The sequence below is a fragment of the Streptomyces sp. NPDC001663 genome (assembly GCF_042893105.1).
Taxonomy (GTDB): Bacteria; Actinomycetota; Actinomycetes; order Streptomycetales; family Streptomycetaceae; genus Streptomyces.
Genome location: NZ_JBIAUR010000001.1, coordinates 1,211,438 through 1,237,346, shown reverse-complemented (window position 1 = coordinate 1,237,346; position 25,909 = coordinate 1,211,438). Strand labels below are relative to the sequence as shown.

Below are 25,909 nucleotides of genomic sequence, written 5' to 3'. Positions count from 1 at the left end.
GCGCGGGTCGATGATCTACGACCACCCCGGCGACTTTGCCGCTGCGACAGCCGAACTTCCAGAGGCCCGGCCCGGAGTCGTCATCGAGGCCCTTCCCGCTCGACCAGGCCCAGCAAGCGTTCGCCGGCGCCGGCGAACGCGCTGGAAAGACCTGGATCAGCATCGGGAGCGACCCGGATGCGTAGGTCCATCGCCGGTCAGCCTCAGCGGCTCCCTCACCGAAAAGCTGACCGCCGCCGCGCGCGCAGGCTTCGACGGGGTCGAGATCTTCGAGAACGACCTCCTCGTCAGCCCCCTGTCCCCGGAGGAGACGCGCGCCCGCGGCGCCGACCTCGGGCTCACCATCGAGCTCTACCAGCCGATGCGAGATGTCGAGGCCATGCTTGAGGAGGCGTTCGCAGGGAATCTGCGCCGGGCGGAGCGCTAGTTCGACGTCATGCGCAGGCTGGGGGCCGACATGCTCCTGGTGTGCTCCAACGTCTCCCCGTACGCGGTGAACGTCGACGCGCTTGCCACCGAACAGCTCGCCCGACTCACCGACCTGGCCCAGGACTTCGGCATCCGCGTCGCCTACGAGGCGCTCGCCTGGGGCGGCACGTCAGCACGTACGACCACGCCTGGCGCATCGTCGAGAAGGCCGACCACCCCGCGCTCGGCGTCTGCCTGGACAGTTTCCACATCCTCTCCCGCGGCAGCGACCCCAAGGACCTCGAAGGCATTGCGGACATCCCCGGCGAGAAGGTCTTCTTCCTGCAGCTCGCCGACGCCCCGCTGATGGCGATGGACGTCCTGCAGTGGAGCCGCCACTACCGCTGCTTCCCCGGCCAGGGCGGCCTCGACGTGACCTCCCTGGTCCGCCACGTCGTCAACGCCGGGTACCGGGGCCCGCTCTCCCTGGAGGTCTTCAACGACGTGTTCCGCCAGGCGGACGCGGGCAGCACCGCCGTCTACGCGCTGCGCTCGCTGATCGCCCTGGAGGAGAGCGCGGGCATCTCCTCGCTCCCAGCCCCGGTCGTTCCGTCCGGAGTCGCCTTCGCCGAACTCGCCACCGCCGACCCTGAGCTCATGACCGGACTGCTGGCCGGACTCGGCTTCCGACGCGCTGGACGGCACACCGCAGAACCCGTGGAGCTGTGGGAACAGGGCGAAGCCCGCATCCTGCTGAACCACGGCACCGGCTCCCGCGACGACGGCACGACCCTGACGGCCATCGGCCTGGAGGCCCCTGATCCCGGCGCCGCCGCCCATCGCGCCGAGTCCCTGCTCGCCCCCGTCCTGCCCCAACGCCGTACCAGCTACGACATTCCGCTGGACGCGATCGCCGCCCCCGACGGCACTGAACTGTTCTTCTGCGCCACGCGACGCCCCGAACACCCCGACTGGACAAGCGACTTCACGGGCAGGACCCGCCCCCGACCGGCCGGCGAGGTGGCCGGGGGTATCACGGGCGTCGACCACGTGGCCCTGACTCAGCCCTGGTACCACTTCGACGAAGCCGTCCTGTTCCACCGCGCCGTCCTGGGCCTGAGCCCGCACGAGAGCGTCGACCGGGCCGACCCCTACGGTCTCTTCCGCAGCCGCGCCCTCTCCGGCGGCACGGACGGCACGTGCGGCCTTCGGCTCGTCCTCAACCTTGCGCCCAGTCCGGCCGGGGAGAGCCGGACCCGGGCTCAGCACATCGCCCTCGCCACCGACGACCTGACCGCGACTGCCCGCCGCATTCGTGCCGCAGGCGTGGAACTGCTGAAGATCCCCGCCAACTACTACGAGGATCTCGATGCCCGCCACGAGCTCGCCCCCGGCGAGCTGGACACCTACCGCGAACTTGGCGTCCTCTACGACCGCGACGAACGCGGAGGCGAGTTCCGCCACTGCTACACGGCCACCGTGGGCCGCGTCTTCTTCGAGATCGTCCAACGCACCGGCGGCTATGCCGGTTATGGCGCCGCCAACGCTCCCGTCCGCCTGGCCGCGCAGCGACGATGAGGGCCCGACGAGGGCCGCTGCCAGGCCGATGCTGAAGGCCACGACCATGGTCAGGCCACGGGCGGTGCGGTGGAGGGCGATGGCCGACCGTGTCTTGCCGACCCATCGCCGCAGACGCGTCGGAGAGCGGACCCCGCGGCACCGGCCGCGCTGCGGAGTCGGGGCTGGCGTGGGAGTCGGGCGGCTGGTGTCGGATCACGTGAGCCGATGCGCGCCGAGACCGGTCAGCCGGGCACTGCCTGCCGTCGCCGAGTCGCCCCCGGTGAGGGACCACCGGCCTGCTCGGCCCCGGCATGCTCGGAACGGGGCCTGAGAGGCCTCAGCCCATTTGGTCTTCGGCCGAGAGGTGTTCGACCGTCTTGCCGGTCTCGGTGAAGGTTCGGGTCACGTAGCCCGAGGAGTACACCCACAGGATGCGCAGCGGGGTGCTTCCGATGTTGCGGAAGAGGTGGGGAACGGGGGACGGAATGTAGGTGGTGTCGAACTGCTCCAGCTTCGTCACCTCGCCGTCGACCCAGACCTCTGCCTCGCCCTCGAGGACGGTCACGTGCTCGTCGCAATTGTGCGAGTGCGACGGTGCACCGGAACCGACCGGGTACACGCTCATCCCGCTGGTGATCCTGTTCTCCCCGCCGGCCGACGATGTGGTGATCAGCGGTGTCGTGACCACCGCTCCGCCACGGTCGAGCAGCGGTACCGACGCGACCTTGATGATCGTGGTCATCCGGGGGTTCCTCTCCATTTCACGGTGATGCGTCGACTGACGTTAGGTCCCGCGCCCGCGCATGGGTGCCCTCCGGCGTGCAGTTTTACCTTGCGTTCCGGGAGGGGTGAGCTTCGCGAACCCGGTTGTACCGTCGGCTCCCACCGCACGGCTTGTGGACCCGCGCCGGAAACGCGCCGGAAAGAAAAGGCAGGTACCGGGCAGATGAGGCTTCCCGTTCTCAGCGAAGAGGAAATGGACCCGAGGCAGCAGGAGTTGGCCGTCCGCATCGCCGGGCGTCGCGGTGCCGTTCGCGGCCCCTTCCGGGTCTGGCTGCACAGCCCGGAGATGTGCGAGCGCGCGGAGTCCCTCGGCGCGTTCGCCCGCTTCGACTGCAGTCTCCCCAAGCACCTGCGCGAGCTGACACTGCTGATAGCCGCCCGCAACTGGGACGCGCAGTACTCCTGGAACGCGCATGTGCACCAGGCGATCGAGGCGGGCATCCCCGAGGCCGCCGTGAAGGCCGTCGCCGAGAAGCGGGCCGCCGTCTTCGACAACGAGGCGGACCAGGCCTTCTATCAGTTCTGCCGGGAGGTGCTGGAAGACCACTTCGTCACCGACGAGACCTTCGCCCGCGCCCTCGGACACTTCGGGGCCAAGGGCCTGGTCGACACCATCGGAGCGCTCGGCAACTTCACCATGCTCGGCATGTGCCTGAACACCTTCCAGGTGGACCTGCAGGCCGACAAGGAGCCCCCGTTCCCCGACATCCGCGGCTACGGGCGAGTGACCCCTGACGGCGACCAGCCGTGAGCCCTCTCATGGACCCGAACACGCAGGAAGGTACCGCTGTGCCCCCCAGGACACCGGCCGGGTCCCTGGCGGACGGCGGCGCCAGTACGGCACCCCGCGGCGCGATACTGCGCGTGCGCGGCGTCACCAAGAGCTTCGGCGGGGCGGCCGCGCTGAAAGACGTCGACCTCGACCTGTACCCGGGCGAGATCCACGCGCTGATGGGCATGAACGGCGCCGGCAAGTCGACCCTGGTACAGATCCTCTCCGGAGTGCACCAGGCAGACGGCGGCACCATCGAGGTCGGCGGGCAGGACCACCCCGGGCTGACCGTCCGCAGGGCCCGCAGGCTCGGCATCGCCTGCGTGCCGCAGCGCCGTGAACTGGCGAGGGGGCTGACCGTCGCCGAGAACGTCATGCTCGGTGACCTGCCCACCCGGTGCGGTGCCGTGCGCTGGCGGGCCGTCAGGGACGAGGCGCGCAAGGCGCTGTCCGGCCTCGGCATCGCCATCGACGTGGAGCGCGTCGCAGGCACCCTCACCGTCGCCGAACAGACCATGGTCGAGGTGGCCCGCGAGGTCCGCCGCGGGGGCCGCATCCTGATCCTCGACGAGCCGACGGCCTGTCTCAGCGCCAAGGACGCCAACCAGATCCGTGCGCTGGTGCGCACCCTCCGGGACGACGGTGTCGCCGTCGTCTACATCTCGCACTACATCGACGAGGTCATGGCCGTCGCCGACCGCCTCACCGTCCTGCGCGACGGGGGAGTGGTGACCACCGCCCCTGCCGCCGAGATGAACCGTGCCTCGCTGGTGCGCAGCATGGTCGGCCGGGATGTCGTCTCGCAGCGGCCCGAGCGGCCCGCCCCGAAGGACGAGAGCGGGCTGTCCGTTCGCGGTCTGAGCCATGGCCGGGCCGTCCAGGACTTCACCGTCGAGGTACGCAAGGGCGAGATCGTCGCCGTCCTCGGCCCCGCGGGCGACGCCCAGTCGCGGCTGTTCGACCTGCTCTCCGGACGGCAGCGCCCCGACGCGGGCGAACTGCTCGTCGACGGCCGTGACGTGCCCTTCGGCCGGGTCCCGGACTCGCTCGCCAGCGGTCTGCGCTGCGTCACCGGCGACCGCCGGACCCTGGGGCTGGTCCAGGGGATGACCCTGGACGAGAACCTGATGCTGGCCGGCGACCGCTTCGCCCGCCGCCGACTGCACCGCCGTACCGAACTCGCCCGCCGCGCCGCCCCGTTGCGCAGCAGCTACGGCGTGGTCGCCCTCACCGGCAATCCGCCCGTGGGCGCGCTGTCCGGCGGCAACCAGCAGAAGGTCCTGTTGGGCAAGTGGCTGGAGACCGAGCCGGTCGCCTGCTTCCTGGAAGACCCCACCAACGGGGTCGACGTCGCGGCCATGGCCGACATCCACACCCTGGTCGACGACCTCGCCTCGCGCGGCGTGGCCGTGCTGCTCGCCTCCTCCTCCGCCGAGGAGGTCATGCGCCTGGCAGACCGGGTCGTCGTCGTCAGCGCCGGGCGCACGGTCGCCGAACACGACGTCACCGCCATCACCCGCGACGAGCTCGTCGCCACCGCACTCGGAGGTCAGCCACAGTGAGCCTCAAGACACCCTCCGCCGCCCCCGACCTCGCGGCCGGTTCACCGGAGCGCCCCGCGTCCCGCCTGTCGCCCCAGGCCGTGCTCCGCGTCCCGCACGGCGGCCTGATCGTGGTCCTCGTGATGGTGGCGCTGTTCACGGCCCTCCAGGCGGACTCCTTCACCAGTTCGCAGAACCTGCTCAACGTTCTCAGGCAGATCAGCGTGACCGCTGTGATCGCGGCCGGGCTGACCCTGCTGATGACCGCGGGCGGCATGGACTTCTCCATGGGCAGCAACGCGGCCGTCACCGTCTCGGTGGGCGCGACCCTGCTGCACGACGGCCGGCCCACCGCCGTCACCGTGGCCGTCACCCTCCTGTTGGCCACCCTGATAGGCCTGGCCAACGGTCTGGTGGTGACGTTCACCCGGGTCGCCCCCTTCGTCGCCACCCTGGCCTCCGCGATGCTGCTCGACGGCGTAGCGCTGCTGGTCCTCAACGGAGAGTCCATCACCATCGGGCAGCGCATGTGGGCCCTCGGCAACGACAAGGTGCTCGGCGTTCCCTACCTGTGCGTCGTCGCGATCCTCGTGCTCGCCGCGATCGGGCTGGCCATGCGGTTCACCACCTTCGGCCGGGACGCCTTCGCCATGGGCGGCAATGAGCACGTGGCCCGCCTCAGCGGCATCAACGTCTCCGGACGCAAACTGGCCCTGTACGCCCTCGCCGGCGCCCTCGCCGGTCTGGCAGGACTGATGCTGCTGTCCCGGCTCGGCGCCGCCGCCCCCAACACTGGCGGTCTCCAGCTCCAGTTGACCGCCGTAGCCGCGGTGGTCATCGGCGGCACCTCGCTCGCCGGCGGCCACGGCACCGTCGTGGGAACCGTCCTCGGTGTGGTGCTGCTCGGCGTCGTCGCCAACGCGCTGAACCTGCTCCAGGTCAACAGCTACTACCAGCTCGTCGTGACCGGCGGGGTGCTGCTCGTCGCGGCGATCATCAACGAGTTCCAGCGCAAGTCCACACCAGGCCATTAGCGCAGTACCCCCGCTTGTCCCGGTCCTCCGCAGCCCCCAGTGCGCCCACAACGCAACTTCTCTTCAATGACGCAGGAAAGGCCGCCCCATGAAGCCCACCACCCGCTCCCGCCGCACCACCGCGGCTTCACTCATCGGCACCGCCGCTCTGGTGCTCTCCGGCTGCGGCACGGCGAACGAAGGCTCGGGCGCCGCCGGTGACTCGGTCACCCTGGGGTTCGTCAACGGCGCCAACACCCACTTCCACCAGTGTCTGCTCAAGTCCGTCGAGCAGACGGCCAAGGCGGAGAAGGCAACCCTCTACTCCGCCAACTCCAAGCAGGACGCAGGCACCGAGCTGTCCAACATCGAGGACATGATCGCCCGAAACGTGGACGCCCTGATCGTCCAGACCGTCAACGTCGACGCCCTTGAGGGCGACGTAGCCAAGGCCAAGAGCGCCGGCATCCCGATCTTCCTCACCTCCGTCGCCACCTCGGACATGTCGGACGTCCTGGGCGTCGCCAAGGTCGACCTGAAGAAGGTCGGCGCGCTGGATGCCGGCTGGATCGAGAAGGACGCCGCCGGCGAGGACGTGAAGGTCGGCATCGTCGCCGGCGCCCCCGGTGCCGCCTCCGACCTGCTGGTGGGCGGCTTCAAGGACGCCCTGCCGGCGAACGCCGAGGTCGTCGCCAACCAGCCCGGCATGTTCAACCCGGCCAAGGCGCAGGACGTCGCGGAGAACATGATCCAGGCCCAACCCGCCTTGGATTACGCCTTCGTCGCCAACGAGGAGATGGCCTTCGCCGTCCGGAAGGCCTTCGACGCCGCCGGCGCCAAGGACGTCAAGATCGTCACCGTCAACGGCACCGAGGACGGCATCGCCGCGGTCAAGAGTGGTCAACTGTCCGCGACCGTCGCCAATTCGGCCATGACGATCGGTCAGACGGCGGTGAAGAACACCATCGGCCTCCTGGATGACAATCAAGATGTTGACAAGATTGCCAACATTCCTCTTGTCTTGGTCACCAAGGACAACGTGAGCGACGCACCCCCGTACTGCCCGAAGTAAGGGACCGTCACCGGGAAACGGTGCGTACTCCACAGTCTCCGAGCCGCATTTGCGCTCCGCCCACTCCCGGCATCCCCCGTGAGCGGGGGAGCCCCCGGAGGGAACATGGATCGCTTGCTCCTCATGCACAGCTTCGTCACCGTCGCGCAGGTCGGCAGCTTCAGTGGGGCCGCGAAGAAGCTGGGCTCTTCCGGCTCGCTGGTGTCACGGCACGTCGCCGAACTGGAACGACAGGTAGGCGTCCGCCTGGTCAATCGCACGGCCCGGTCCGTCAGCCTCACCGAACCGGGACAGCGGTACGCCGAATTCGCCGCGCGCATTCTGGACGAAATCGAGGCTGAGGACGCCGGCATAGCCCAGCTCCACGACCGTGCCGAAGGAACGCTGAGCATCATCTGCCCCAAATGGATAGGCAGTCTGGATCTCGGGGACGCCATTGCCGCGTTTTCCGCCGCTCATCCCAAAATTCAGGTCCGTTTCGAACTCGGCGGCATGTCCGACCGGACGTACGACTTCCTGGACAGCGGGTTCGACGTCGCCTTCCACACCCGGGACCTGAGGGACTCCAGCGTCCGGCTCAAGAAGATCTCCTCGCTGCCCTTTGTGCTCTGCGCGTCGGAGGAGTACATCAAACGGCACGGCTCCCTCGCCCATCCCAACGACATCGCCACCCACGACTGCCTGGTCCACGTCAACGACCCTGTGTGGCGCATCGGCCACGGCCATGCCAGCACCCTGCACAAGATCCGCAACATCGCCTTTTCGTCCAACTCCTACATCGCCTTGCAGAAAGCGGCCGTCCACGGCAGGGGAATCGCGCTGCTCCCACAGCGTCCGGCCTACGACGACCTGGTCTCCGGCGCTCTCCAGGTGCTGCTGCCCGACCTGGCCGTACCCGACCGTCCCCTGTACGCGATCTACGGCCCCGGACAGGACACCCCGCGCAAGGTCAGCGTGTTCCTCGACTTCCTCGCCGAGTGGTTCTCACAGAATCCGATGCCGACGATCCGGCCGTAATCGCAAGAAACGATTGCGCACCTTGTAGAGCTCGGGACATTGAGGCCGCCGTACCCCGAAACCTACGCTCACGAGGCGACCCGGAAACGAGGAAACCCATGGGAATCCAGAGAATCGAATCGGCCACCTACAGCGTCGACGACCTCGACGAATGCGTCCGGTTCTTCGACGACTTCGGTCTCCTCCCGGTGGAAAGGACCGATGACCACGCGGTGTTCGAGACACTGACCGGTCAGACGCTCCACCTCGACGCCTACCCGAGCCCGCGGCTGCCGCCTCCGGTGGAGCCCGGGCCCACACTGCGCGAGGTCGTGTGGGGCGTCGACACCCGGGAGGAGCTGGAGCGCCTCGTGGCCGCGGCCGCCAAGGGCCGCGCGGTCCGCGAGAGCGCCGACGGCGTCCACCACACCGTGGACGAGACCGGCTTCGGCGTCGGACTGACCCTGGCCCGGCCGAAGCAAGTGCCCGTCACTCCGCGGCCGGCCAACGCGCTCGGCAACGTCAACCGCTGGAACACCGGCCTGGAGCCGATCGACCGGGTCCGTCCGCTGCGGATGTGCCATGTGGCCCTCAACATCCCCAAGCCGGGCAAGGAGGAGGCGGTCGCCTTCTACACCGAGCACCTCGGCTTCCGGCCAACGGACGTGGTGGAGCCCATGGGCGTGTTCATGCAGGCACCGGGCGACGGCGACCAGCACACCATGCTGCTGTGCCATCGCCCCGACCGGGCCGGCGTCAACCACATCGCCTATGAGGTCCCCGGTTTCGACGACGTCGTCGAGGGCGGCAACTACATGATCCAGCGTGGTTGGCAGGAGGCACGCCGGCTCGGTCGTCACACCATCGGTTCCAACGTCTTCCGCTTCCTGCATGCCCCGTGCGGCGGCCGCGTGGAGTACGCCGCCGACATGGACCGCGTCGACGACAGCTACGAGACCCGCGTCCACGAGACGACTCCGCCCCATCACATCTGGGCTCTGCGCACCAATCGGGACCAGGACGCCCCTGCCTCCTGAGCACCCTTCCCCCAGCCTCCGGCCGGGGAACCTTTGTCTTGCTCCACTCGCCCTAGAGCCAGCCTGAGAGGCGCCCACCCATGACCACCGACCACGGCTACCCCGCCGTCCGCATGTACATCGCGGGCGAGTGGTGCCAGGGCGGCACCGGCAAAACCGCCCCGATCGTGAACCCGGCCACCGAAGAGGTGATCGGAACGGTACCGCTGGCGACAACCGCAGAACTGGACCGCGCGCTCGACGCCGCTGCCGAGGGTTTCCGCGTCTGGCGGGAGACGCCCGTCGCCCAGCGCACCGCGATCCTGCACGCCGCCGCCGACCTGATCCGCGAGCGTGCCGCCGACATCGGCCGCGTCATGACCCTGGAGCAGGGCAAACCGCTGAAGGAGAGCACCGGCGAGGCCCTCCGCACCGCCGACACCCTGCGCTGGCACGCCGACGACGCCCGCCGCGCGTACGGCCGCATCATCCCCTCCGCGCCAGGTACGGTCCTGACAGTCCGTCGGGAGCCCATCGGCCCCGTAGCTGCCTTCGTCCCCTGGAACTTCCCGGTGGGCGGTCCCAACCGGAAAATCTCCTCGGCGCTTTCGGCCGGCTGCTCGATCGTCATCAAGGGCTCGGAGGAGACCCCCGCCGCCGCGGCCGCCCTCGTCCGCTGCTACGCCGACGCCGGGCTTCCCGCCGGAGTCCTCAACCTTGTCTTCGGTGAGCCCACAGAGGTCTCCGCCCACCTCATCGCGTCCCCGATCACTCGCATCGTCGCCTTCACCGGCTCGGTCCCGGTCGGCATGCTGCTCGCCGCCGAGGCCGGCAAAGTCATGAAGCCCTCACTGATGGAGCTGGGCGGCCACGCCCCGGTGATCATCTGTGCCGACGCCGACCCCGTACAAGCGGCCCGCAAGGCCGCGCAAGCCAAGTTCGCCAACGCCGGGCAGGTGTGCACCTCACCGAGCCGCTTCCTGGTGCACGAGAGCCTGGTCGAGGACTTCACCGCCGAGTTCGTGAAGGCCACCGAGGCGGTCGTCGTCGGGGACGGGCTGGCCGAGGGCACCAGCATGGGACCCCTCGCCAACGAGCGCCGCCTGAAGGCGATGGAGCGCCTGACCGCCGACGCCGTCGCCCGCGGCGCCAAGGCCCTCACCGGCGGCGAACGGCTGGAGCGCGCCGGGTACTTCTTCGCCCCAACCGTCCTGACCGACGTACCGGCGGACGCGGAGCTGATGCGCGAGGAACCCTTCGGACCGCTCGCCCCGATCGTCCCCTTCGCCGACCTCGACGAGGCGCTCGCGACCGCGAACGGACTGCCGTACGGCCTGGCCGCCTATGGCTTCACGCAGTCCGCAGCCACTGCCGAGCGCCTCTCCGCCGGGCTGGAGGCCGGGATCCTGTCGATCAACCACTGCGGCGGCTCGGTCCACGAGGCACCCTCCGGCGGGGTGAAGGACAGCGGTTACGGCCGGGAGGGCGGACCCGAAGCCCTGGACGCCTACCTGATCACCAAGCGCGTCTCCCACCTGCTGGCGCCATGAGGTACACGCGAGTCTCGGTGGGCGGCCGGGCGGAGTGGGGCCGGGTGGGGGAGTCGCGGATCGAGCTGCTGGGCGGCTCACCGATCGAAGGCACTACGGAGGTCGTCGGCACGGTTCCCCGCTCGACCGCCGTATGGCTACCCCCTGTTGTGCCGCCCGTCTTCTACGCGGTCGGCTACAACTACCCGCGGCACGTCGCGCACGCCGGAGCCGCGACCCCGGAGCGTCCCGAGGTGGGCTACCGGGCCAACAACGCGCTCACCGGGCACGGTTCGCCCATCGTCAAGCCGGTCGAGGTCGAGGGACGGTTCGAGGCCGAGCCCGAACTCGTCGCCGTCATCGGCCGTACGGTTCGGCACGCCACCCACGAGGAGGCGCGTGAGTCCGTCTTCGGCTGGACCATCGGCAACGACATCAGCGCCCGCATCTGGCAGCACCAGGACCGCACGTTCTGGCGCAGCAAGAACAGCGACACCTTCAAGCCGATGGGGCCGTGGATCGAGACGGACGTCGACGCGCTGGCCCAGACGACCACGCTGCGGGTCAACGGCGAGGTCCATTCCCGGTTCCCCACAGGCGACATGGTCTTCGACCCCTTCGACCACATCGTCGAGATCACCCGGTACATCACCCTGCACCCCGGCGACGTGCTGTGGATGGGCGCCGAGTCCACCTGCCAGCTGGAACCGGGGGACACCGTCGAGGTCGAGATCAGCGGCATCGGTGTGCTGTCCAACCCCGTAAGACTCGAAGGGAATCGAGCATGAGCAAGGAACCGCGCTACATCCACCACGTCAACTTCCCCACCACCGACCCCGAACGGACCGCCGAGTGGTACACGAAGGTCTTCGGGATGAAGCGGATCATGCCCAAGTCCAACACCCGCGTGGTGCTGATGACCCGGGGCAACTTCGACCTCCACTTCACGCCGGTCGAGGAGATGGAGCGCATGGCGCCCTACCACTTCGCCGTCGAGGTCGACGACTGGGACGACTTCCTGGAGCACCTGGGGGAGCTGGGGATCCGGCACACCCGCCCGATCCAACGCCCCGAGAACCAGTCCAAGTTCTGCTACATCCACGACCCCGACCACACCATGATCGAACTGGTCTGGCACGGCAAGCGCCCCAACTGACCTGCTCGTACAGGAGTTCATCCTCATGCCCATTGCCGACTCCGACGGCACCTCCATCTACTACGAGCGCCACGGCAGCGGCTCGGCGATCCTGTTCGTGCACGGCAGCGGCGGCCACCACGCCGCCTGGTGGCAGCAAGTCGCCGCGCTGCGGGACGAGTTCACCGTCGTCACCGTGGACCTGCGCGGCTTCGGCAAGTCCGACTCGTCCATGACCGAGTTCGACGGCCAGGACTTCCCCGGCGACGTGGTCGCCGTACTCGACCAGGAGGACCTGGCCGACGTCATGCTCGTCGGCCAGTCCATCGGCTCCGTCGCCGCGCTGCGCGCCGGGCTGCTCCGGCCCGACCGGGTCTCCTCCGTCGTACTGGGCCACTCCCTCGGCGGTATCAGCCACCCCGAGCTGAAGGAGCTGGCCGCCGCCGACCGCGCCGAGGCCGTCAAGCTGCCCGTCATCGACCGGCTGCTGACCAAGCCGTTCCAGCGGGAGCGCGCCGACCTGACCTTCCTGTTCCAGCAGATGGGCACCTTCAACGTCGCCAAGATGCAGGACTTGCGCAACCTCGACACCAACGGGCCATCCCTGGAGGACATCCAGAGCTCGGGCGTCAAGGTCGCCTTCCTCGCGGGCGAGCGGGACGCCGTGCTCAGCGTGAAGACCGTCACCCGCGCCCACGAACTGCTACCCGGCTCGCACCTGGAGATCCTTCCGGGTGCCCCGCACTCCATGTACTGGGAGACGCCGGGCCCCTACAACGCGGCCGTCGCCCGCCTGCGCCGCACCCTCACCGAACCGAAGGACACCGCAGCATGAGCAGCCTGACTCTCGACGCCGCAGAGGAGATCGTCGCCGCAGCCCACAAGCGCGCCCAGGCGGTCGGCAAGGCGGTGAGCGTGGCCGTGGTGGACGCCGGCGGCTTCCCCGTCGCGATCCGCCGGGCCGACGGGGCGCGCCCACTGACCCCGGACATCGCACGTGCCAAGGCGTACACCGCGGCCGTGATGCAGCGGCCCGGCAAGATGCTGAAGAAGTGGCAGGAGAGCCAGCCCGTCTTCTTCGCCCAGCTCTCTCAACTCCCCGGTGCCGCCCTGCCGATCATGGCTACGGAGGGCAGCGTCACGATCAAGAAGGACGGCGAGATCATCGGCGGCCTCGGCATCGCCGGCGGCACCGCCGACGAGGACCAGCAGATCGCCGACGAGGTCCTCCAATCCCTCGGCTACGAGCTGGAGTTCGCTGCCTGGGGCGTCGTCGGCAAGCCCGCCGGAAAGGACGTGTGAGCCATGGCGGACACGTTCAACTACCGCATCGACCACCACGGCAGCCTGGTCCGGCCCGCCGAACTCCGCGCCGCCCGCGCGGCCGGCGATCCGGAGGCCCTGCGCGAGGCCGAGGTCACGGCGGTCACGGAGGCGGTGGCCTACCAGCGCAAGTTGCGCTCCACCGTCGTCACCGACGGCGACTTCCCTCGTGAGGACTTCCGCGGCGCGGTCTTCGACGCCGTGTCGGGGTTCCGCCGTACGGACGAGACCGACGCCGACGGTCTCACCCGCTGGGTGGCGGAGTCCCTTCCCAAGGCCAACAGGCCGCTGCTCGCCGATTGGGCCGCACAGCTCGCCGGCCTCACGGGGATCGCCCCGAAGGCTTCGCTGCCGTCCCCCGCGTACCTGGCCGCCACCACGTTCCAGCCCGGCCTCGGCATCTCGTCCGCGCGTGAACTGGGCGAGGCCCTCGCGGAGATCGTCCAGGCGGAGATCGCACTGCTGGTCTCCAAGGGCGTACGCCTGATCCAGCTCAACAACCCAGTCCTGCTGGGCCAGTTGGCCGCCGATCCGGCCGACCCGGGCGCGCTGTCCTTCGCGGACGCTCTCGCCGTCGAGGCGTTGGCGGTACGACTCGACGAGCGCCCCGAGAGTGTCCGCATCGGCCTCTGCCCGGGCTGGACGGCCCCCGCCGCGGTGGAGAGGGCGCGGGCCGAGCGCCTGTACGGCGAAGTCCCCGTGGACCGCTGGGTTCTGCCCTTCGACCAGGGCATGGAGGCCGAGCTCGATCTGGTCCGGGCGCTGCCGGAGGACCGGGATGTGTGCCTGGGCGTGGTGGACGCGACCGTGCCCGAGCTGGAGGACATCGACACGGTGATGGCCCGCATCGACGCCGTCGACGCGTTCAAGGACATCGAGGACGCGGCGCTGTCACCGTCGCGTGGCTTCGCCGATGTGGCGTGCCGACCACTGCTGAGCGCCGAGGAACAGCGCAAGAAGATCGTTCTGGTGGAGACGCTCGCACGGTACGTCTGGGGCAACGAGTTCTGACCCGACGACGAAGGGGGGCCGGGCAGCGACTGCCCGGCCCCTGGTCTCACAACACCCGGTCTCACAACACCTCGGCGAACGTCACCGACCGGGCGGTCAGCAGTGGCCACACCGTCTCCACGATCAGCTCCCTGAAGTGGTCCGCCGCCTTGTGCGCCTCGAAGCCGGCTTGATCGGCGTACTGCTCGTACAGCACGAAGACGCCCGGCTTGTCGGCCTCCGAGTGCACCTCGTACGCCAGGTTCGCGGGCTCGGCACGCGTGTGCTCTCGCACCTTCAGCAACGCGGCACGCACGGTGGCCTCGTCGGCGGGGTCGCAGTGGTAGCGGGCGATGACGGCGTAGGCCATGTCTGTCTCTCCTCAGCGGGTGTTCCGACTCCCGGCGGCATGTCGCACATGCCCTCCGGCCTGCAGATTCCAGCACGGATCAACCGCCCACCGACCTGCGCACGGTGCAAGCAATGCCTGCCCTCACGGGCCTGGTGGCCTGTCCCGACATGGTGTGTTGTCGCATCCGGCCCGCACGGCCGCTCTGAAGTGCAGCCCGCGTCACCGCGGCGGACGAAGGAAGTGATCTGCATGCGTACTGTGGAAGCCCTTTCCGGCGGGGAGTGGGTGGCGACCGGCGAGTGGATCGACGTGCAGAACCCGGCCGACGTCCGCGCCCCGATCGCCCGCGTCCCCGCCCTCGCCGCCAAGGACGTCACCCGCGCCTACGACCACGCCGAGCAGGCCTTCACCGTCTGGAAGCGCACCAGTCCCTTCGAGCGGGCGCGGATCCTCTCCGACGCGGCCCGGCTGATCCGCGAGCGGGTCGACGAGATCGCCGGCAACGTCACGGCCGAGAACGGCAAGACCCTCGCGGAGGCGACCGGCGAGACCCTCAAGGCCGCCGACTTCCTGGAGTACTACGCCGGTCTCGCCCGCCAGGGATACGGCACCCTCCTGCACGACGTACGGCCCAACCACCGTACCCACACCCAGCGCGAGCCCATCGGCGTGATTCTCGTGATCAGCCCGTGGAACGACCCGCTGATCACCCCGGCCCGCAAGCTCGCCCCACTGCTCGCCGCCGGCAACGTGGCCGTGTTCAAGCCGGCCACCGAGACACCGCTGGCGGGCCTGCACTTCGCCCGCGCCCTGCATGACGCCGGGCTGCCGGCTGGCGTCCTTAACGTGGTGACGGGCCGTACCGCGGAGATCGAGGAAGCCCTCCTCGACGACCCTCGGATCGTCGGTATCACCTTCACCGGCTCCAACGCCGTCGGCGCCCGTATCCGCCGCCGGCTCGCCGACCGCAACGTCCGCTTCCAGGGCGAACTCGGCGGCAAGAATGCCTCCGTCATCCTCAAGGACGCCGACCTGCCGGCCGCCGCGAAGGCCGTCGTCGCCGCCTCCTTCGGCCAGGCCGGACAGCGCTGCACCGCCACCAGCCGGGTGATCGTCGAGCAGCCGGTGTACGAGGAGTTCGCCCGGTTGCTGGTCGCCGAGGTCGAGGCGCTGAGGATCGGCCCGGGCAGTGACCCGGCGACCACCCTGTGCCCGCTGTCGAGCCCGAAGCAGCGCGACAGCGTCCTCGCCGACCTGAGCAGGGCCATCGAGCAGGGCGCCGCCGTCCTCACCGGCGGCAACGCGGATACCGAAGGCGACCGCGCGCATGGCTGCTATGTGCAGCCGACCGTCCTCGCCGACGTCACCTCCGAGACGGCGATCTGGCGGGATGAGGTCTTCGGCCCGGTCCTCGCCCTTCGCGCGGTCGACGACTTCGCCGCGGCCGTCGACGCGGTCAACGACTCCGACTTCGGACTCGCCGCGGCCGTCTTCACCCGCGACCTGGGCAACGCCCACCGCTTCGCCGACGAGGCCGAGTGCGGACAGGTCGCCGTCAACACCACGACCACCGGCTGGGACGTCCACCTGCCCTTCGGCGGGTTCCGCGACTCCGGTACGGCCTACAAGGAGCAGGGCGACGAGGTCCTCCGCTTCTCCACCCGGGTCAAGACCGTCGCTGTCAACTTCGGCGCGTGAGGCAGGGAGCAACGAGAGAGGAGGATGCCGATGGCCGACGAGACGATCGGCATCGTCGGGGCCGGCATCGTCGGCCTGGCCACGGGCCGCGAGATCACCCTCAGCCGCCCCGGCACCCGGGTCGTGGTCTTCGAGAAGGAGCAGGAGGTCTCGCTCCACCAGACCGGTCACAACTCGGGCGTCGTGCACGCCGGCATCTACTACACACCCGGCAGCCTGAAGGCCGACCTGACGGTCCGTGGCGTGTCCCTGCTGCGTGAGTACTGCCAGGACCGCGAGTTGCCGTACCGGGAGATCGGCAAACTGGTCGTGGCGGTCCGCGAGGACGAGCTGGGCCGGATGAACAACCTCTACGAGCGGGCCGGGAACAACCACGTGCCCGACCTGAGGAAGATCTCCAAGCAGGAGATCCAGGAACTCGAGCCGAACGTCGCCGGCGTGGCGGCGCTGCACTCCCCCCGCACCGCCATCACCGACTACCCGGCGATCGCCCGCTCCTTCGCCAAGGACGTCATCGATGCCGGTGGCGAGGTCAGGGTCGGCTTCCCCGTCACGAATATCACCGACGTGCCGGGTGGCATCGCTGTGGCCTCCGGGCAGGAACGTGTTCGCGTGGACCGGCTCATTCTGTGCGCGGGCCTCCAGTCCGACGCCGTGGCCAAGCTGGCCCAGGACAGGCAGGAGCCGAAGATCGTCCCGTTCCGGGGCGAGTACATGCTGCTCAAGCCGGAGAAGTCCGATCTGGTGTGCGGCCTGATCTACCCGGTGCCGGACCCGCGCTACCCGTTCCTCGGCGTCCACTTCACGCCCCGGGTGGACGGTTCCGTGGAGGTGGGACCCAACGCGGTCCTGGCGCTCGCCCGGGAGGGCTACACCCGCACCCGGATCTCCCCCAGGGACCTGCTCGGCCTCGCCGGCTACCCGGGCGCCTGGAAGATGGCCGCCCGGCACTGGCGTACCGGCATCAGGGAGTACCGCGGCTCGTTCTCGACGGCGGCCTTCATGAAGGACGCCAGGCGGTACGTGCCCGAGGTCTCGGTCAGCGACGTCGTACGCGGCGGTGCGGGCGTACGCGCCCAGGCCCTTGACCGGGACGGCACCCTCGTGGACGACTTCCGCATCCACCAGGTCGGCCGTGTCACAGCCGTCCGCAACGCGCCCTCCCCGGCCGCCACGGCCTCCATGGCGATCGCCGAACACATCGTCTCGGCGGCTTTCAAGGACCGTTCCGCAATCTGAGAATGCCCTGCGTACAGCGCACTTCCGCGCAACAAGTGCTTGCGCTCCCAGGGACTCCGCAAGGGCTCACCTCCCGCCTAGCGTTCCTTCCGCGTCACCCCGCCACCTCGTTCGAGAGAAAGAGCTGAAGACATGTTCGTCGTCGACACGCAGATCCACATCTGGCTGGAAGAGACCCCGGACCGCCCCTGGGTCCCGGGCGCGCGGGAGCGGATCCGTCTCAACGGCCACCGCGAGGAACCCTTCTCGTACGAGGAGGCCCTGGAGCTGATGGACGAGGCCGGCGTCAACCGGGCGCTGATCCTGCCGCCGTCCTGGGAGGGCGACCGCATCGACTACGCCCTTCAGGCGTGCGAGGCGCACCCGAACCGCTTCGGCATCATGGCCCGCATCCCGCAGAACAAGCCCGAAGAGGGCAAGGCCATGCTGACGGACTTCGCCCAGAACCCGCATGTGAAGGGCACCCGCCTGACGTTCCACCGGCCGATCGACCGCAACTGGATGATCGACGGCACCAACGACTGGTACTGGCCGATCGCCGAGGAGCTGCGTATCCCGACGATGGTCCACGCCCCGATCTGGAAGCGTGAGCTCGGCGAGATCGCCGCCAAGCACCCCGAGCTGAAGATCATCATCGACCACATGGGCATCATGGCCCGCTGCGTCGACGACGCGATCGGCTACTGGGTCTCGGAGACCGCCGACCTGGCCGCCCACCCCAACATCTACGTCAAGGTATCCGCGCTGCCGGGCTACTCGACGCACCCCTTCCCTAACAACAACATCCAGAAGTACGTGCGCGAGATGGTCGACAAGATGGGCCCGCAGCGCTGCTTCTACGGCACCGACATCACCCGCCTGCTCGGCCACGGCATCACCTACACCGACACCATCGAGCAGTTCACCAAGCACTGGGACTTCACGCCCGAGGAACTCGAATGGATCATGGGCCGCGGTATCTCCGAGGTCCTGAACTGGCCGATCGAGGGCTGAGGAACACCCGCGATGACGGACATCACGAACTCGCCGGGCCCCGGCGGCAGTCACGGCGGTGACGGCGGGGATGCCTTCGTCTCAGCCTTCGACGCGGCCGGAGCCGACTACCTCTTCTGCTCGTCGGGGTCCGAGTGGGCCCCGGTGTGGGAGTCCCTCGCCCGCCGCCACCGCGACGGACTGCCCTGCCCGGAGTACCTCGACCTGACCCACGAGACCGTCGCCGTCGGCATGGCCACCGGCTACGGACTCCTCAAGCGCCGACCTCAGGGCGTCCTCCTGCACGCCGCCCCCGGCCTGCTGCAGGGCTCCATGGCCGTGCACGGCGCGCTGCTCGCCGGTGTGCCCATGGTGGTCGCCTCCTCCGAGTCCGCCACCTACGGCGACGGGCCCGGCAAGGACCCGGGCGGCCAGTGGTACCGCAACCTGTCCGTCGTGGGCGGCCCGCACGGGGTCGCCGGCCCGTTCAGCAAGTGGTCCAACGAGGCCGCCAGCGTCCACACGCTGCCCACGATGATCACGCGGGCGGCGGAGCTGTCGTGGCGGGCCCCGGCGGGACCGGCGTACCTCAACATCCCCCTGGAGATCCTCCTGGAGGAGTGGGACGGCCGCGCGGCCAAGCCGATCGTCCCGCCGGGCTCCACACACAGCTCGCCCGAAGAGGTCGACCCCGTCGCCCAGATGATCCGCGAGGCGGAGAGCCCCGTCATCGTCACCGAGACGGCGGGCCGGGAAGCAGGCGGTTTCGAGGCCCTGCTCGCCTTCGCCGAGGCGTGGAACATCCCGGTGGTAGAGCCGGACTCGGCCGTGTGCGGCAACTTCCCGCGCGCGCATCCGCTGCACGCGGGCTCCGACGTCGGCCCGTGGCTGGACGAGGCGGACCTGATCCTCCTGGTCAACTGCCGCGCTCCCTTCTACCCACCCTCCCGCCGCCCGGCCAAGGCCCAGGTCGTCGTCATCGACGAGGTGCCGCAACGACCCCACGTCGTCTACCAAGTCCTGTACGCCGACCGGTACTTGGAGGGCGGCGTCACCAACACCCTGCGCCAGCTCACCAAACGCGCGAACAACCTCGAGGTGGCCGCCGTCACCGCATGCCGGGCGGCACAGGAGCAGCAGCACGCCGACGAACAGGCGTCGATCGCAGCCGCGGAAGCGAAGGCGGAAGAAGCCGAGGGCATCGACCCGGTGCTCGTGGCCGCGACGCTGCGGGGGCTCCTCGACGGACGGGACGCGATCGTTGTCGACGAGACCATCACGCACAGCCGCGTGGTCAAGCGCCATCTGCAGGTATCGGACCCCGACTCGTACTTCTACGTCCAGGGCGGCCTCGGCCAGGGCATCGCGGTCGCCCTCGGTGTCAAACTCGCCGCCCGGCAACGCCCGGTGGTGCTCACCATCGGCGACGGCGCCTTCACCTACAACCCGGTCATCCCCTCGTACGACGCGGCGAAGACGTACGAACTGCCGCTGCTGATCGTGGTGTTCAACAACCGTGTCTACAAGTCGATGAATCTCAACCACCGCCGCTTCTACCCCGAGGGCGCGGCCGCCGGGACCGGCGAGTGGCTCGGCACCGATCTGCGCCGACTGCCCCGACTGGCCGCCTTCGCCGAGCCGTTCGGCATGCACACCGAGACCGTCGACGCGCCCCACGCCCTCGCGCCCGCCCTGGAGCGCGCCCTCAAGGCCGTGGCGGACGGCACGACCGCCGTCGTCGACGTCCTCGTCACCCGCTGACCCAGGAGACTCCCGCCACCATGTCCGACACCCCAACACCCAAGCCGGCCAGCGTCGTTGTCCCCACCAGGGACCTGCGCACATTCGCCGCCGCCCTCCTGGAGAAGGCAGGTCTCAGTCCGGAGCACGCCCGCACCACCGCCGACGTCTTCGTCTGGGCCGCCGAGCGCGGCATCGACTCCCACGGCATCGCCCGCGTGCCCGCCTACCTCGAACTGCTCGCCAAGGGTGTGGCCAACGCCCGGCCCGTCATCAGGATCGAGTCCACCACACCGGCCGTCCTCGTCCTGGACGCCGACCGCGCACCCGGCCCGGTCGCCCTCACCGCCGCCGCCGAGGAGGCCGTACGGCGGGCAAGCGTGACCGGCATCGCCTCCGTGGGCGTACGCCGCACCGTCCACACCGGCGCCATCGGCCACTACGTGTCGAGGATCGCCGAGCAGGGCCTGGTCGGCATCGGCTTCGTCGCCGGCATGCCCAACATGGGCTACACCGGCGTCAAGGGCGCCGCCGTGGCCACCAGCCCGCTCGCGATCGCCGTACCCGCCCGCGAGTGCGCGCCGCTGCTCCTCGACATGGCCACCGCCACCATCGCCCTCGGCAAGATCCGCCAGGCCAAGGCCTCCGGCACCCCACTGCCGGAAGGAGCGGCCGCCACCGCGGACGGCACCCCCACCACCGACCCGGAGCAGGCGGTCATGCCCCTGCCGCTGGGCGGCGCCAAGGGCTCGGGCATGTCGCTCGCCTTCGAACTGCTCACCAGCGTGCTCGTCGGCGCCCCCATCCTCTCCGCATTCCACTCCGACGACCCCCAGGGACGCAAGCACCGCCAGAACGCCCTGCTCATCGCCATCGCCCCGGCGGCCTTCGGCGACCCGGACGCCTTCACCGAGGCCGTCGACACCACACTGAGCACCCTGAAGGGGCTGCCGGTGGCGGACGGCACCGCTGGCGTGTTCTACCCCGGTGAGCGCAGCGCCGTACTGGCCGAGGGCCGGGCGGCAGACGGGGTGCCCGTGGTGCCGAAGGTGTGGCGCGAACTGGTGGAAAGCGCCGATAAGTTGGGCATCACGCCGCCTGAAACCCACACGCCCGAATGAGAGCTCGGTGAACCCTGACCGGGAGCCGCCGTCTCTGCCGGCCGTTCGAGCAAGGACGGTCGGCGGCCCCCGCAGAGATCAGGCCGCATGGGGTATCTCCGCATATGCAGCGGGTCACGCGGCTTTCGACGGCCAGCCGCTGGTGCCGTGTGCCGTGTCGGCGGGCCGGCTGACCTGCCCTGCCTGCCCAGGCTTTCCACCACCGCGTTCCCGCCGCCAGGGTCAGTGACGTCGAGGGCGGCGACGCGCAGTCCGGCGGCGGCCAGGTCGCGCCAAACACGGAAGTCGGAGGGCATGTGGCTCTGTCGCAGCACACCGACGTCTCACCGGCAAACAGCGGGAAGAGCAGCTGCTCGACGTCGCCGAGAATCTGCCGTCGGCGAGGGCAGTGCCCGGGCCGAGGCAGTCGGCGGAACAGAGGCCGGAGCCTACCGAGCGGCGTACGGACGCGGCAGCGTTCGCCGGGAGCTGGCCGGCTGCGGGGAGGCAGGCGCGGTCATGTCGTAGATCGCGCCCCCAGAAGACACGGTCCCCGCCTGTGTCGGCTTCTGCTTCGGCCTGGCCTTGCTACCAGAGCTCGGCGCGCGGTTGCGGGCCGTGATCACTCCTCTGCCGGAGGCGATGGTCGTCGGCCTGCCTCGCGGTGCCGCCGAGGATCTTGCCCGCTTCGTCGCGCGGCTCGAGACGCTTCGCTGACCCGGTAGCTGACCGTGGCGCACCACGTCGCCCGGTGCCGAGCGCTGTGCTCAGCCGGGACGTGACCTGTGCCGTTTCGGCCCTCGTGGCACGATGTGGTCCGCCTTCATACGGGCCCCCGCTACAGGGGCTTCCGTGGGACGACGACGCCCCGCCGGGATGCTCCGGCGGGGCGTCTGCGCGCTGCGGGGCGCAGCGCCAGGTGGGGGCGTGTTGTGCTCCGGCTCACCGCTCTCGACCAGGTCGTAGCCCTTTGCCCGGGAGAATCGGCTGGGGCCCGTGCCGGAGTGGAGGTCCCTGCGCAGGTCGACCTTGTTGATAGCTCTATCAGCGCGCCATTTGCGCCGTCGACGTAGAGGCACAGTCCTGCGGGCGGTGGCGCCTCAGGTGAACGGACGCGCGTGGGCCACCAGGGCCACCACCGTCCGTTCACCTGGGCCACGAGGGCCGCGGAAGCCTCGACCGCTCGCCGGCCGCCCTCTTCGGGCCGGCCACTGTGATGCGGCCGGTGTCGTACTCGTAGTCCTTCGTGGTATGCCGCTTCAGAGGGTGCCGAAGCATGCCACACAATCACCGGCCCTATGCCTCACCAGCGAGCTCGGCCGAGGTGGAGTCCAGCAACTCGCTCCACGCCTGCTCGAACTTCTGTACACCCTCGTCCTCCAGGAGCTGGACGACGTCGTCGTAGTCGATGCCGGCCGCGGCCAGCGCGTCGAGCTCGGCCTTAGCCTGCTCGTACGTGCCGCTGATGGTGTCGCCGGTGACCGCCCCCATGGTCCTCGGTGGCGTCCAGGGTTGCTTCGGGCATGGTGTTGACGGTGCCTGGGGCGACCAGCTCGGTGACGTACATGGTGTCGGAGTAGGCCGGGTCCTTCACACAGGTGGAGGCCCACAGGGGGCGCTGCTTGTGCGCGCCACGGCTCTCCAGTGCGGCCCAGCGGTCGGAGGAGAAGACCTCCTCGTACGCCTGGTAGGCCAGCCGGGCGTTCGCGAGGGCGGCCTTGCCCTTGAGGGCCATGGCCTCCTCGTCGGTGCCGGTCTTCTCCAGGCCGGTGAGGTAGGCGTCAATGACCTCGCGGTAGCGGTCGAGGGAGAAGATCAGCGTGACGTTGACGCTGATACCCCGGCCGATGATCTCGGCGATCGCCGGAAGACCGGCCCGGGTCGCCGGGACCTCACAGTGTTGGGACGGTCGACCAGCCAGGCGAGCTGCTCGGCCTCGGCCACGGTGGCGCGGGTGTCGTTGGCCAGACGAGGGTCGACCTCGATGGAGACCCAGCCGTCCTGACCGCCCGTGGCGTCGTACACCGAGCGCAGCACGTCCGCCGCGTCGCGTACGTCGGCCGTGGTGATCATGCGGATCGCCTCGTCGACCGTGACGCGACGCGTCGGCCAGCTGCTGCTCGTAGCCGTCACGGTCGGAGATGGCCTTCTGGAAGATCGAGGGGTTGGTGGTGACACCCACGACGTGCTTCTGGCCGATCAGCTCGGCCAGGTTGCCAGAGGCGATCCGCCTGCGGGACAGGTCGTCGAGCCAGATCGCGACGCCTCCGTCGGAGAGTCGCTCGAGTGCGTCGTCTGTCATTGGGGTCGTATCAGCTCGTAGTCGTGTGCTTCGTTGGATACGGGGTCCCCGTGCGCCGGGTCCGACGCATGCGTCAACGACACGACGGTCATATGGCGGGCGCAGGGGCCGGGTTGCCGTAGTAGGCGTCGGGGCCGTGTTTGCGGGTGTAGTGGCGGTCGAGCAGGTGGGCGGGAGGCGGTGCTGTCGGGGAGAGGGCCATGGTGTGGAGGGCGATGTCGGCGACGGCTTCGCAGATGATCGCGTGTTCCAGGGACTTGCGGGCGGTGGTGCCCCAGGTGAAGGGGCCGTGGCCCGCCACCAGCGCGGCCGGGACCTCGACGGCCTTCTGGTCGTCCTCTTCGAGCAGGTCGACGATGACGCGGCCCGTGTTGTACTCGTAGTCCTTCGCGCACTGCTCGGCGGTCAGGTCGGGGGTGACCGGGATGGGGCCGTTGAAGGTGTCGGCGTGGGTGGTGCCGAGGACGGGGATGTCGCGTCGGGCCTGGGCGAAGGCGACGGCGTGGGTGGAGTGGGTGTGGGTGACGCCGCCGATGGAGGGGAAGGCGAGGTAGAGGCAGCGGTGGGTCTCGGTGTCGGTGGAGGGCCGCAGGTCGCCTCCGACGACCTCGCCGTCGGAGAGGCGGACGGTCACGAGGTGGTCGAGGGCGAGGTCCTCGTAGGGGACGCCGGAAGGCTTGATGACGAAGACCCCCGCCTCACGGTCGACGCCGCTCACATTGCCCCAAGTCAGCGTGGCCAGGCCGACCTGGGGGATGGCCAGGTTGGCGTCCAGCACCTCTTGCCGCATGCCGTCGCGGACTCGTACGGTCACAGATCGATCTCCTTGTGTGGTGAAAGGGCTGTCACAGAGCCTGGGCGAGGCGGTGGTACGCGGCGTTCCAGCGGACTTCCTTGGCGAACTGCTCGGTGCTGGTGTTCTCGTCGATGGTGAGCAGTTCGACGTCGGCCATGGCGGCGTAGTCGGTGAGGGTCTCGAGGTCGACGGCGGAGCTGAGCACGGTGTGGTGCGGGGCGCCGGCGAGCAGCCAGCTCTCCGCGGACTCGGCCAGCGACGGGCGGGGCTTCCAGACCGCGCGGGCCACGGGCAGGCGGCGCAGTGGCTCGCTGGGGGCGATGACGTCGACGGCGTTGGCGGTGAGCCGGAAGCGGTCGCCGAGGTCGGAGAGGCCGACGACGACAGCGGGACCCTCGGCCGCGTCGAAGACGAGGCGGACGGGGTCCTCGCGGCCGCCGATGGAGAGGGGGTGGATCTCGCAGCGGGGGCGGGCGGTGGCGATGGAGGGGCAGACCTCCAGCATGTGGGCGCCCAGGACACGCGGGGTACCCGGGCCGAGGTGGTAGGTGTAGTCCTCCATGAAGCTGGTGCCGCCGGGGCGTCCGAGGCCCATCACCTTCATGGTGCGCAGCAGGGCGGAGGTTTTCCAGTCGCCCTCGCCGCCGAAGCCGTAGCCGTCGGCCATCAGGCGCTGCACGGCGAGGCCGGGCAGCTGGCGCAGTCCGCCCAGGTCCTCGAAGTTGGTGGTGAAGGCGGTGAAGCCGCCCTGGGTGAGGAAGGTGCGCAGGCCGAGTTCAAGGCGGGCCGCGTAGAGCAGTGAGTCGTGGCGGATGTTGCCGGGGCGCAGCGCCGACGCGATGTCGTACGACTCGACGTATTCTTCGGCGAGTTCGGCAGCCGCCTTGTCCTCGACGGCGTCGACGACGGCGACCAGGTCGTTGACGGCGTAGGTGTTGACGGAGAAGCCGAACCGCAGCTGGGCCTCCACCTTGTCGCCCTCGGTCACGGCCACGTCGCGCATGTTGTCGCCGAAGCGGGCGAGGCGCAGGCTGCGGGAGGTGTGGCGGCCGACGGCGGCGCGGGCCCAGGCCGCGATGCGGCGGACGACTCGCGGGTCGGTCGCGTGACCGGCGACGATCTTGCGGTCGACGCCGACACGGGACTCGATGTGCCCGAACTCCCGGTCGCCGTGGGCGGCTTGATTGAGGTTCATGAAGTCCATGTCGATGCTCGGCCAGGGCAGCGACAGGTTGTACTGGGTGTGCAGATGCAGCAACGGCCGGTCCAGCGCGCTCAGTCCGGCGATCCACATCTTCGCCGGGGAGAAGGTGTGCATCCACACGATCACGCCGACGCAGGCGTCGGAGGCGCTCGCCTCCTGGCACATCCGGCGGATCGACTCGGCGTCGGTGAGGACCGGCTTCCACACGATCCTGACCGGGACTTTCCCGGGGCGGCCGAGGGTCTCGGAAATGCTTCTGGACTGGTCGGCGACCTGGCGCAGCACGTCGTCGCCGTACAGGCCCTGGCTTCCGGTGAGGAACCAGATCTGGTGGTCGGGGTAGGGCGTGGTGTTCGTTTCCATGAGGG

At 69.7% G+C, this 25,909-nt stretch carries 21 protein-coding genes and 2 pseudogenes; 18 read left to right on the top strand and 5 right to left on the bottom strand.

Annotation, left to right across the window (positions count from 1 at the left end; translation table 11 throughout):
* The first annotated feature begins 177 nt into the window (after nucleotides 1-177).
* Nucleotides 178-1,986, top strand: a pseudogene (locus ACFY1L_RS05875) (bifunctional sugar phosphate isomerase/epimerase/4-hydroxyphenylpyruvate dioxygenase family protein).
* Nucleotides 1,987-2,305: 319 nt separating this feature from the next.
* Here the strand turns inward: ACFY1L_RS05875 and ACFY1L_RS05870 are convergent.
* Nucleotides 2,306-2,710 carry a cupin domain-containing protein gene (locus ACFY1L_RS05870; protein WP_388818665.1) on the bottom strand — a complete coding sequence of 135 codons (405 nt, stop codon included), beginning with the start codon at nucleotides 2,708-2,710 and terminating at the stop codon, nucleotides 2,306-2,308.
* A 234-nt stretch (nucleotides 2,711-2,944) separates the two neighbouring features.
* Between ACFY1L_RS05870 and ACFY1L_RS05865 the strand changes: the two genes are divergently transcribed.
* From ACFY1L_RS05865 to ACFY1L_RS05810, 12 genes are all read left to right on the top strand, one after another.
* Nucleotides 2,945-3,502: a carboxymuconolactone decarboxylase family protein gene (locus tag ACFY1L_RS05865; protein WP_388818662.1), complete on the top strand. Its 558-nt coding sequence runs from the start codon at nucleotides 2,945-2,947 to the stop codon at nucleotides 3,500-3,502.
* A 38-nt stretch (nucleotides 3,503-3,540) separates the two neighbouring features.
* Nucleotides 3,541-5,085 (top strand): sugar ABC transporter ATP-binding protein, encoded by a 1,545-nt coding sequence (locus tag ACFY1L_RS05860; RefSeq protein WP_388818659.1) that lies wholly within the window; start codon nucleotides 3,541-3,543, stop codon nucleotides 5,083-5,085.
* A complete protein-coding gene (locus tag ACFY1L_RS05855) occupies nucleotides 5,082-6,098 on the top strand; it encodes an ABC transporter permease (RefSeq protein WP_388818656.1) in 1,017 nt (338 codons plus the stop codon). The genes ACFY1L_RS05860 and ACFY1L_RS05855 overlap by 4 nt, the downstream gene beginning before the upstream one ends.
* A gap of 88 nt (nucleotides 6,099-6,186) precedes the next feature.
* On the top strand, nucleotides 6,187-7,149 hold the full coding sequence (locus ACFY1L_RS05850) for a sugar ABC transporter substrate-binding protein (protein WP_388818653.1): 963 nt from the start codon (nucleotides 6,187-6,189) through the stop codon (nucleotides 7,147-7,149).
* Between the two features lie 105 nt (nucleotides 7,150-7,254).
* Nucleotides 7,255-8,166, top strand: coding sequence for a LysR family transcriptional regulator (locus ACFY1L_RS05845; RefSeq protein ID WP_388818651.1), 912 nt, complete (start codon nucleotides 7,255-7,257; stop codon nucleotides 8,164-8,166).
* Between the two features lie 98 nt (nucleotides 8,167-8,264).
* Nucleotides 8,265-9,182, top strand: a complete 918-nt coding sequence (locus tag ACFY1L_RS05840; RefSeq protein ID WP_388818648.1) for a VOC family protein — start codon at nucleotides 8,265-8,267, stop codon at nucleotides 9,180-9,182.
* An 80-nt stretch (nucleotides 9,183-9,262) separates the two neighbouring features.
* Nucleotides 9,263-10,711 carry an NAD-dependent succinate-semialdehyde dehydrogenase gene (locus ACFY1L_RS05835; protein ID WP_388818646.1) on the top strand — a complete coding sequence of 483 codons (1,449 nt, stop codon included), beginning with the start codon at nucleotides 9,263-9,265 and terminating at the stop codon, nucleotides 10,709-10,711.
* Complete coding sequence (locus ACFY1L_RS05830; protein WP_388818643.1) at nucleotides 10,708-11,478, top strand: fumarylacetoacetate hydrolase family protein; 771 nt, start codon at nucleotides 10,708-10,710, stop codon at nucleotides 11,476-11,478. Before ACFY1L_RS05835 ends, ACFY1L_RS05830 begins: the two co-directional genes overlap by 4 nt.
* Nucleotides 11,475-11,846, top strand: coding sequence for a VOC family protein (locus tag ACFY1L_RS05825; protein ID WP_388818640.1), 372 nt, complete (start codon nucleotides 11,475-11,477; stop codon nucleotides 11,844-11,846). The genes ACFY1L_RS05830 and ACFY1L_RS05825 overlap by 4 nt, the downstream gene beginning before the upstream one ends.
* 25 nt (nucleotides 11,847-11,871) lie before the next feature.
* Complete coding sequence (locus ACFY1L_RS05820; protein WP_388818637.1) at nucleotides 11,872-12,660, top strand: alpha/beta fold hydrolase; 789 nt, start codon at nucleotides 11,872-11,874, stop codon at nucleotides 12,658-12,660.
* A complete protein-coding gene (locus ACFY1L_RS05815; RefSeq protein WP_388818634.1) occupies nucleotides 12,657-13,127 on the top strand; it encodes a heme-binding protein in 471 nt (156 codons plus the stop codon). The genes ACFY1L_RS05820 and ACFY1L_RS05815 overlap by 4 nt, the downstream gene beginning before the upstream one ends.
* A 3-nt stretch (nucleotides 13,128-13,130) precedes the next feature.
* Nucleotides 13,131-14,159, top strand: coding sequence for a methionine synthase II (cobalamin-independent)-like protein (locus tag ACFY1L_RS05810; RefSeq protein ID WP_388818631.1), 1,029 nt, complete (start codon nucleotides 13,131-13,133; stop codon nucleotides 14,157-14,159).
* A gap of 61 nt (nucleotides 14,160-14,220) precedes the next feature.
* Here the strand turns inward: ACFY1L_RS05810 and ACFY1L_RS05805 are convergent, their stop codons facing one another.
* On the bottom strand, nucleotides 14,221-14,508 hold the full coding sequence (locus ACFY1L_RS05805; protein ID WP_388818628.1) for a putative quinol monooxygenase: 288 nt from the start codon (nucleotides 14,506-14,508) through the stop codon (nucleotides 14,221-14,223).
* A 231-nt stretch (nucleotides 14,509-14,739) separates the two neighbouring features.
* On the opposite strand from ACFY1L_RS05805, the gene ACFY1L_RS05800 reads away from it, so the two are divergent.
* From ACFY1L_RS05800 to ACFY1L_RS05780, 5 genes are all read left to right on the top strand, one after another.
* Nucleotides 14,740-16,188 (top strand): aldehyde dehydrogenase family protein, encoded by a 1,449-nt coding sequence (locus tag ACFY1L_RS05800; protein ID WP_388818625.1) that lies wholly within the window; start codon nucleotides 14,740-14,742, stop codon nucleotides 16,186-16,188.
* A 30-nt stretch (nucleotides 16,189-16,218) separates the two neighbouring features.
* The gene (lhgO, locus tag ACFY1L_RS05795; RefSeq protein WP_388818622.1) at nucleotides 16,219-17,427 is read left to right on the top strand and encodes an L-2-hydroxyglutarate oxidase; all 1,209 of its coding nucleotides are present in this window, start codon (nucleotides 16,219-16,221) and stop codon (nucleotides 17,425-17,427) included.
* Nucleotides 17,428-17,559: 132 nt separating this feature from the next.
* Nucleotides 17,560-18,420, top strand: a complete 861-nt coding sequence (locus tag ACFY1L_RS05790; protein WP_388818619.1) for an amidohydrolase family protein — start codon at nucleotides 17,560-17,562, stop codon at nucleotides 18,418-18,420.
* 12 nt (nucleotides 18,421-18,432) lie between these two features.
* A complete protein-coding gene (locus ACFY1L_RS05785) occupies nucleotides 18,433-20,160 on the top strand; it encodes a thiamine pyrophosphate-dependent enzyme (RefSeq protein WP_388818616.1) in 1,728 nt (575 codons plus the stop codon).
* Nucleotides 20,161-20,180: 20 nt separating this feature from the next.
* On the top strand, nucleotides 20,181-21,260 hold the full coding sequence (locus ACFY1L_RS05780) for an Ldh family oxidoreductase (protein ID WP_388818614.1): 1,080 nt from the start codon (nucleotides 20,181-20,183) through the stop codon (nucleotides 21,258-21,260).
* Between the two features lie 1,275 nt (nucleotides 21,261-22,535).
* On the opposite strand, the pseudogene ACFY1L_RS05775 reads toward ACFY1L_RS05780, so the two are convergent.
* From ACFY1L_RS05775 to araA, 3 genes and pseudogenes are all read right to left on the bottom strand, one after another.
* A pseudogene (locus ACFY1L_RS05775) lies at nucleotides 22,536-23,541 on the bottom strand (transaldolase).
* A gap of 88 nt (nucleotides 23,542-23,629) precedes the next feature.
* Complete coding sequence (gene araD, locus ACFY1L_RS05770) at nucleotides 23,630-24,331, bottom strand: L-ribulose-5-phosphate 4-epimerase AraD (RefSeq protein ID WP_388818997.1); 702 nt, start codon at nucleotides 24,329-24,331, stop codon at nucleotides 23,630-23,632.
* A gap of 55 nt (nucleotides 24,332-24,386) precedes the next feature.
* A complete protein-coding gene (gene araA, locus ACFY1L_RS05765; RefSeq protein WP_388818611.1) occupies nucleotides 24,387-25,904 on the bottom strand; it encodes an L-arabinose isomerase in 1,518 nt (505 codons plus the stop codon).
* Nucleotides 25,905-25,909: the final 5 nt, after the last annotated feature.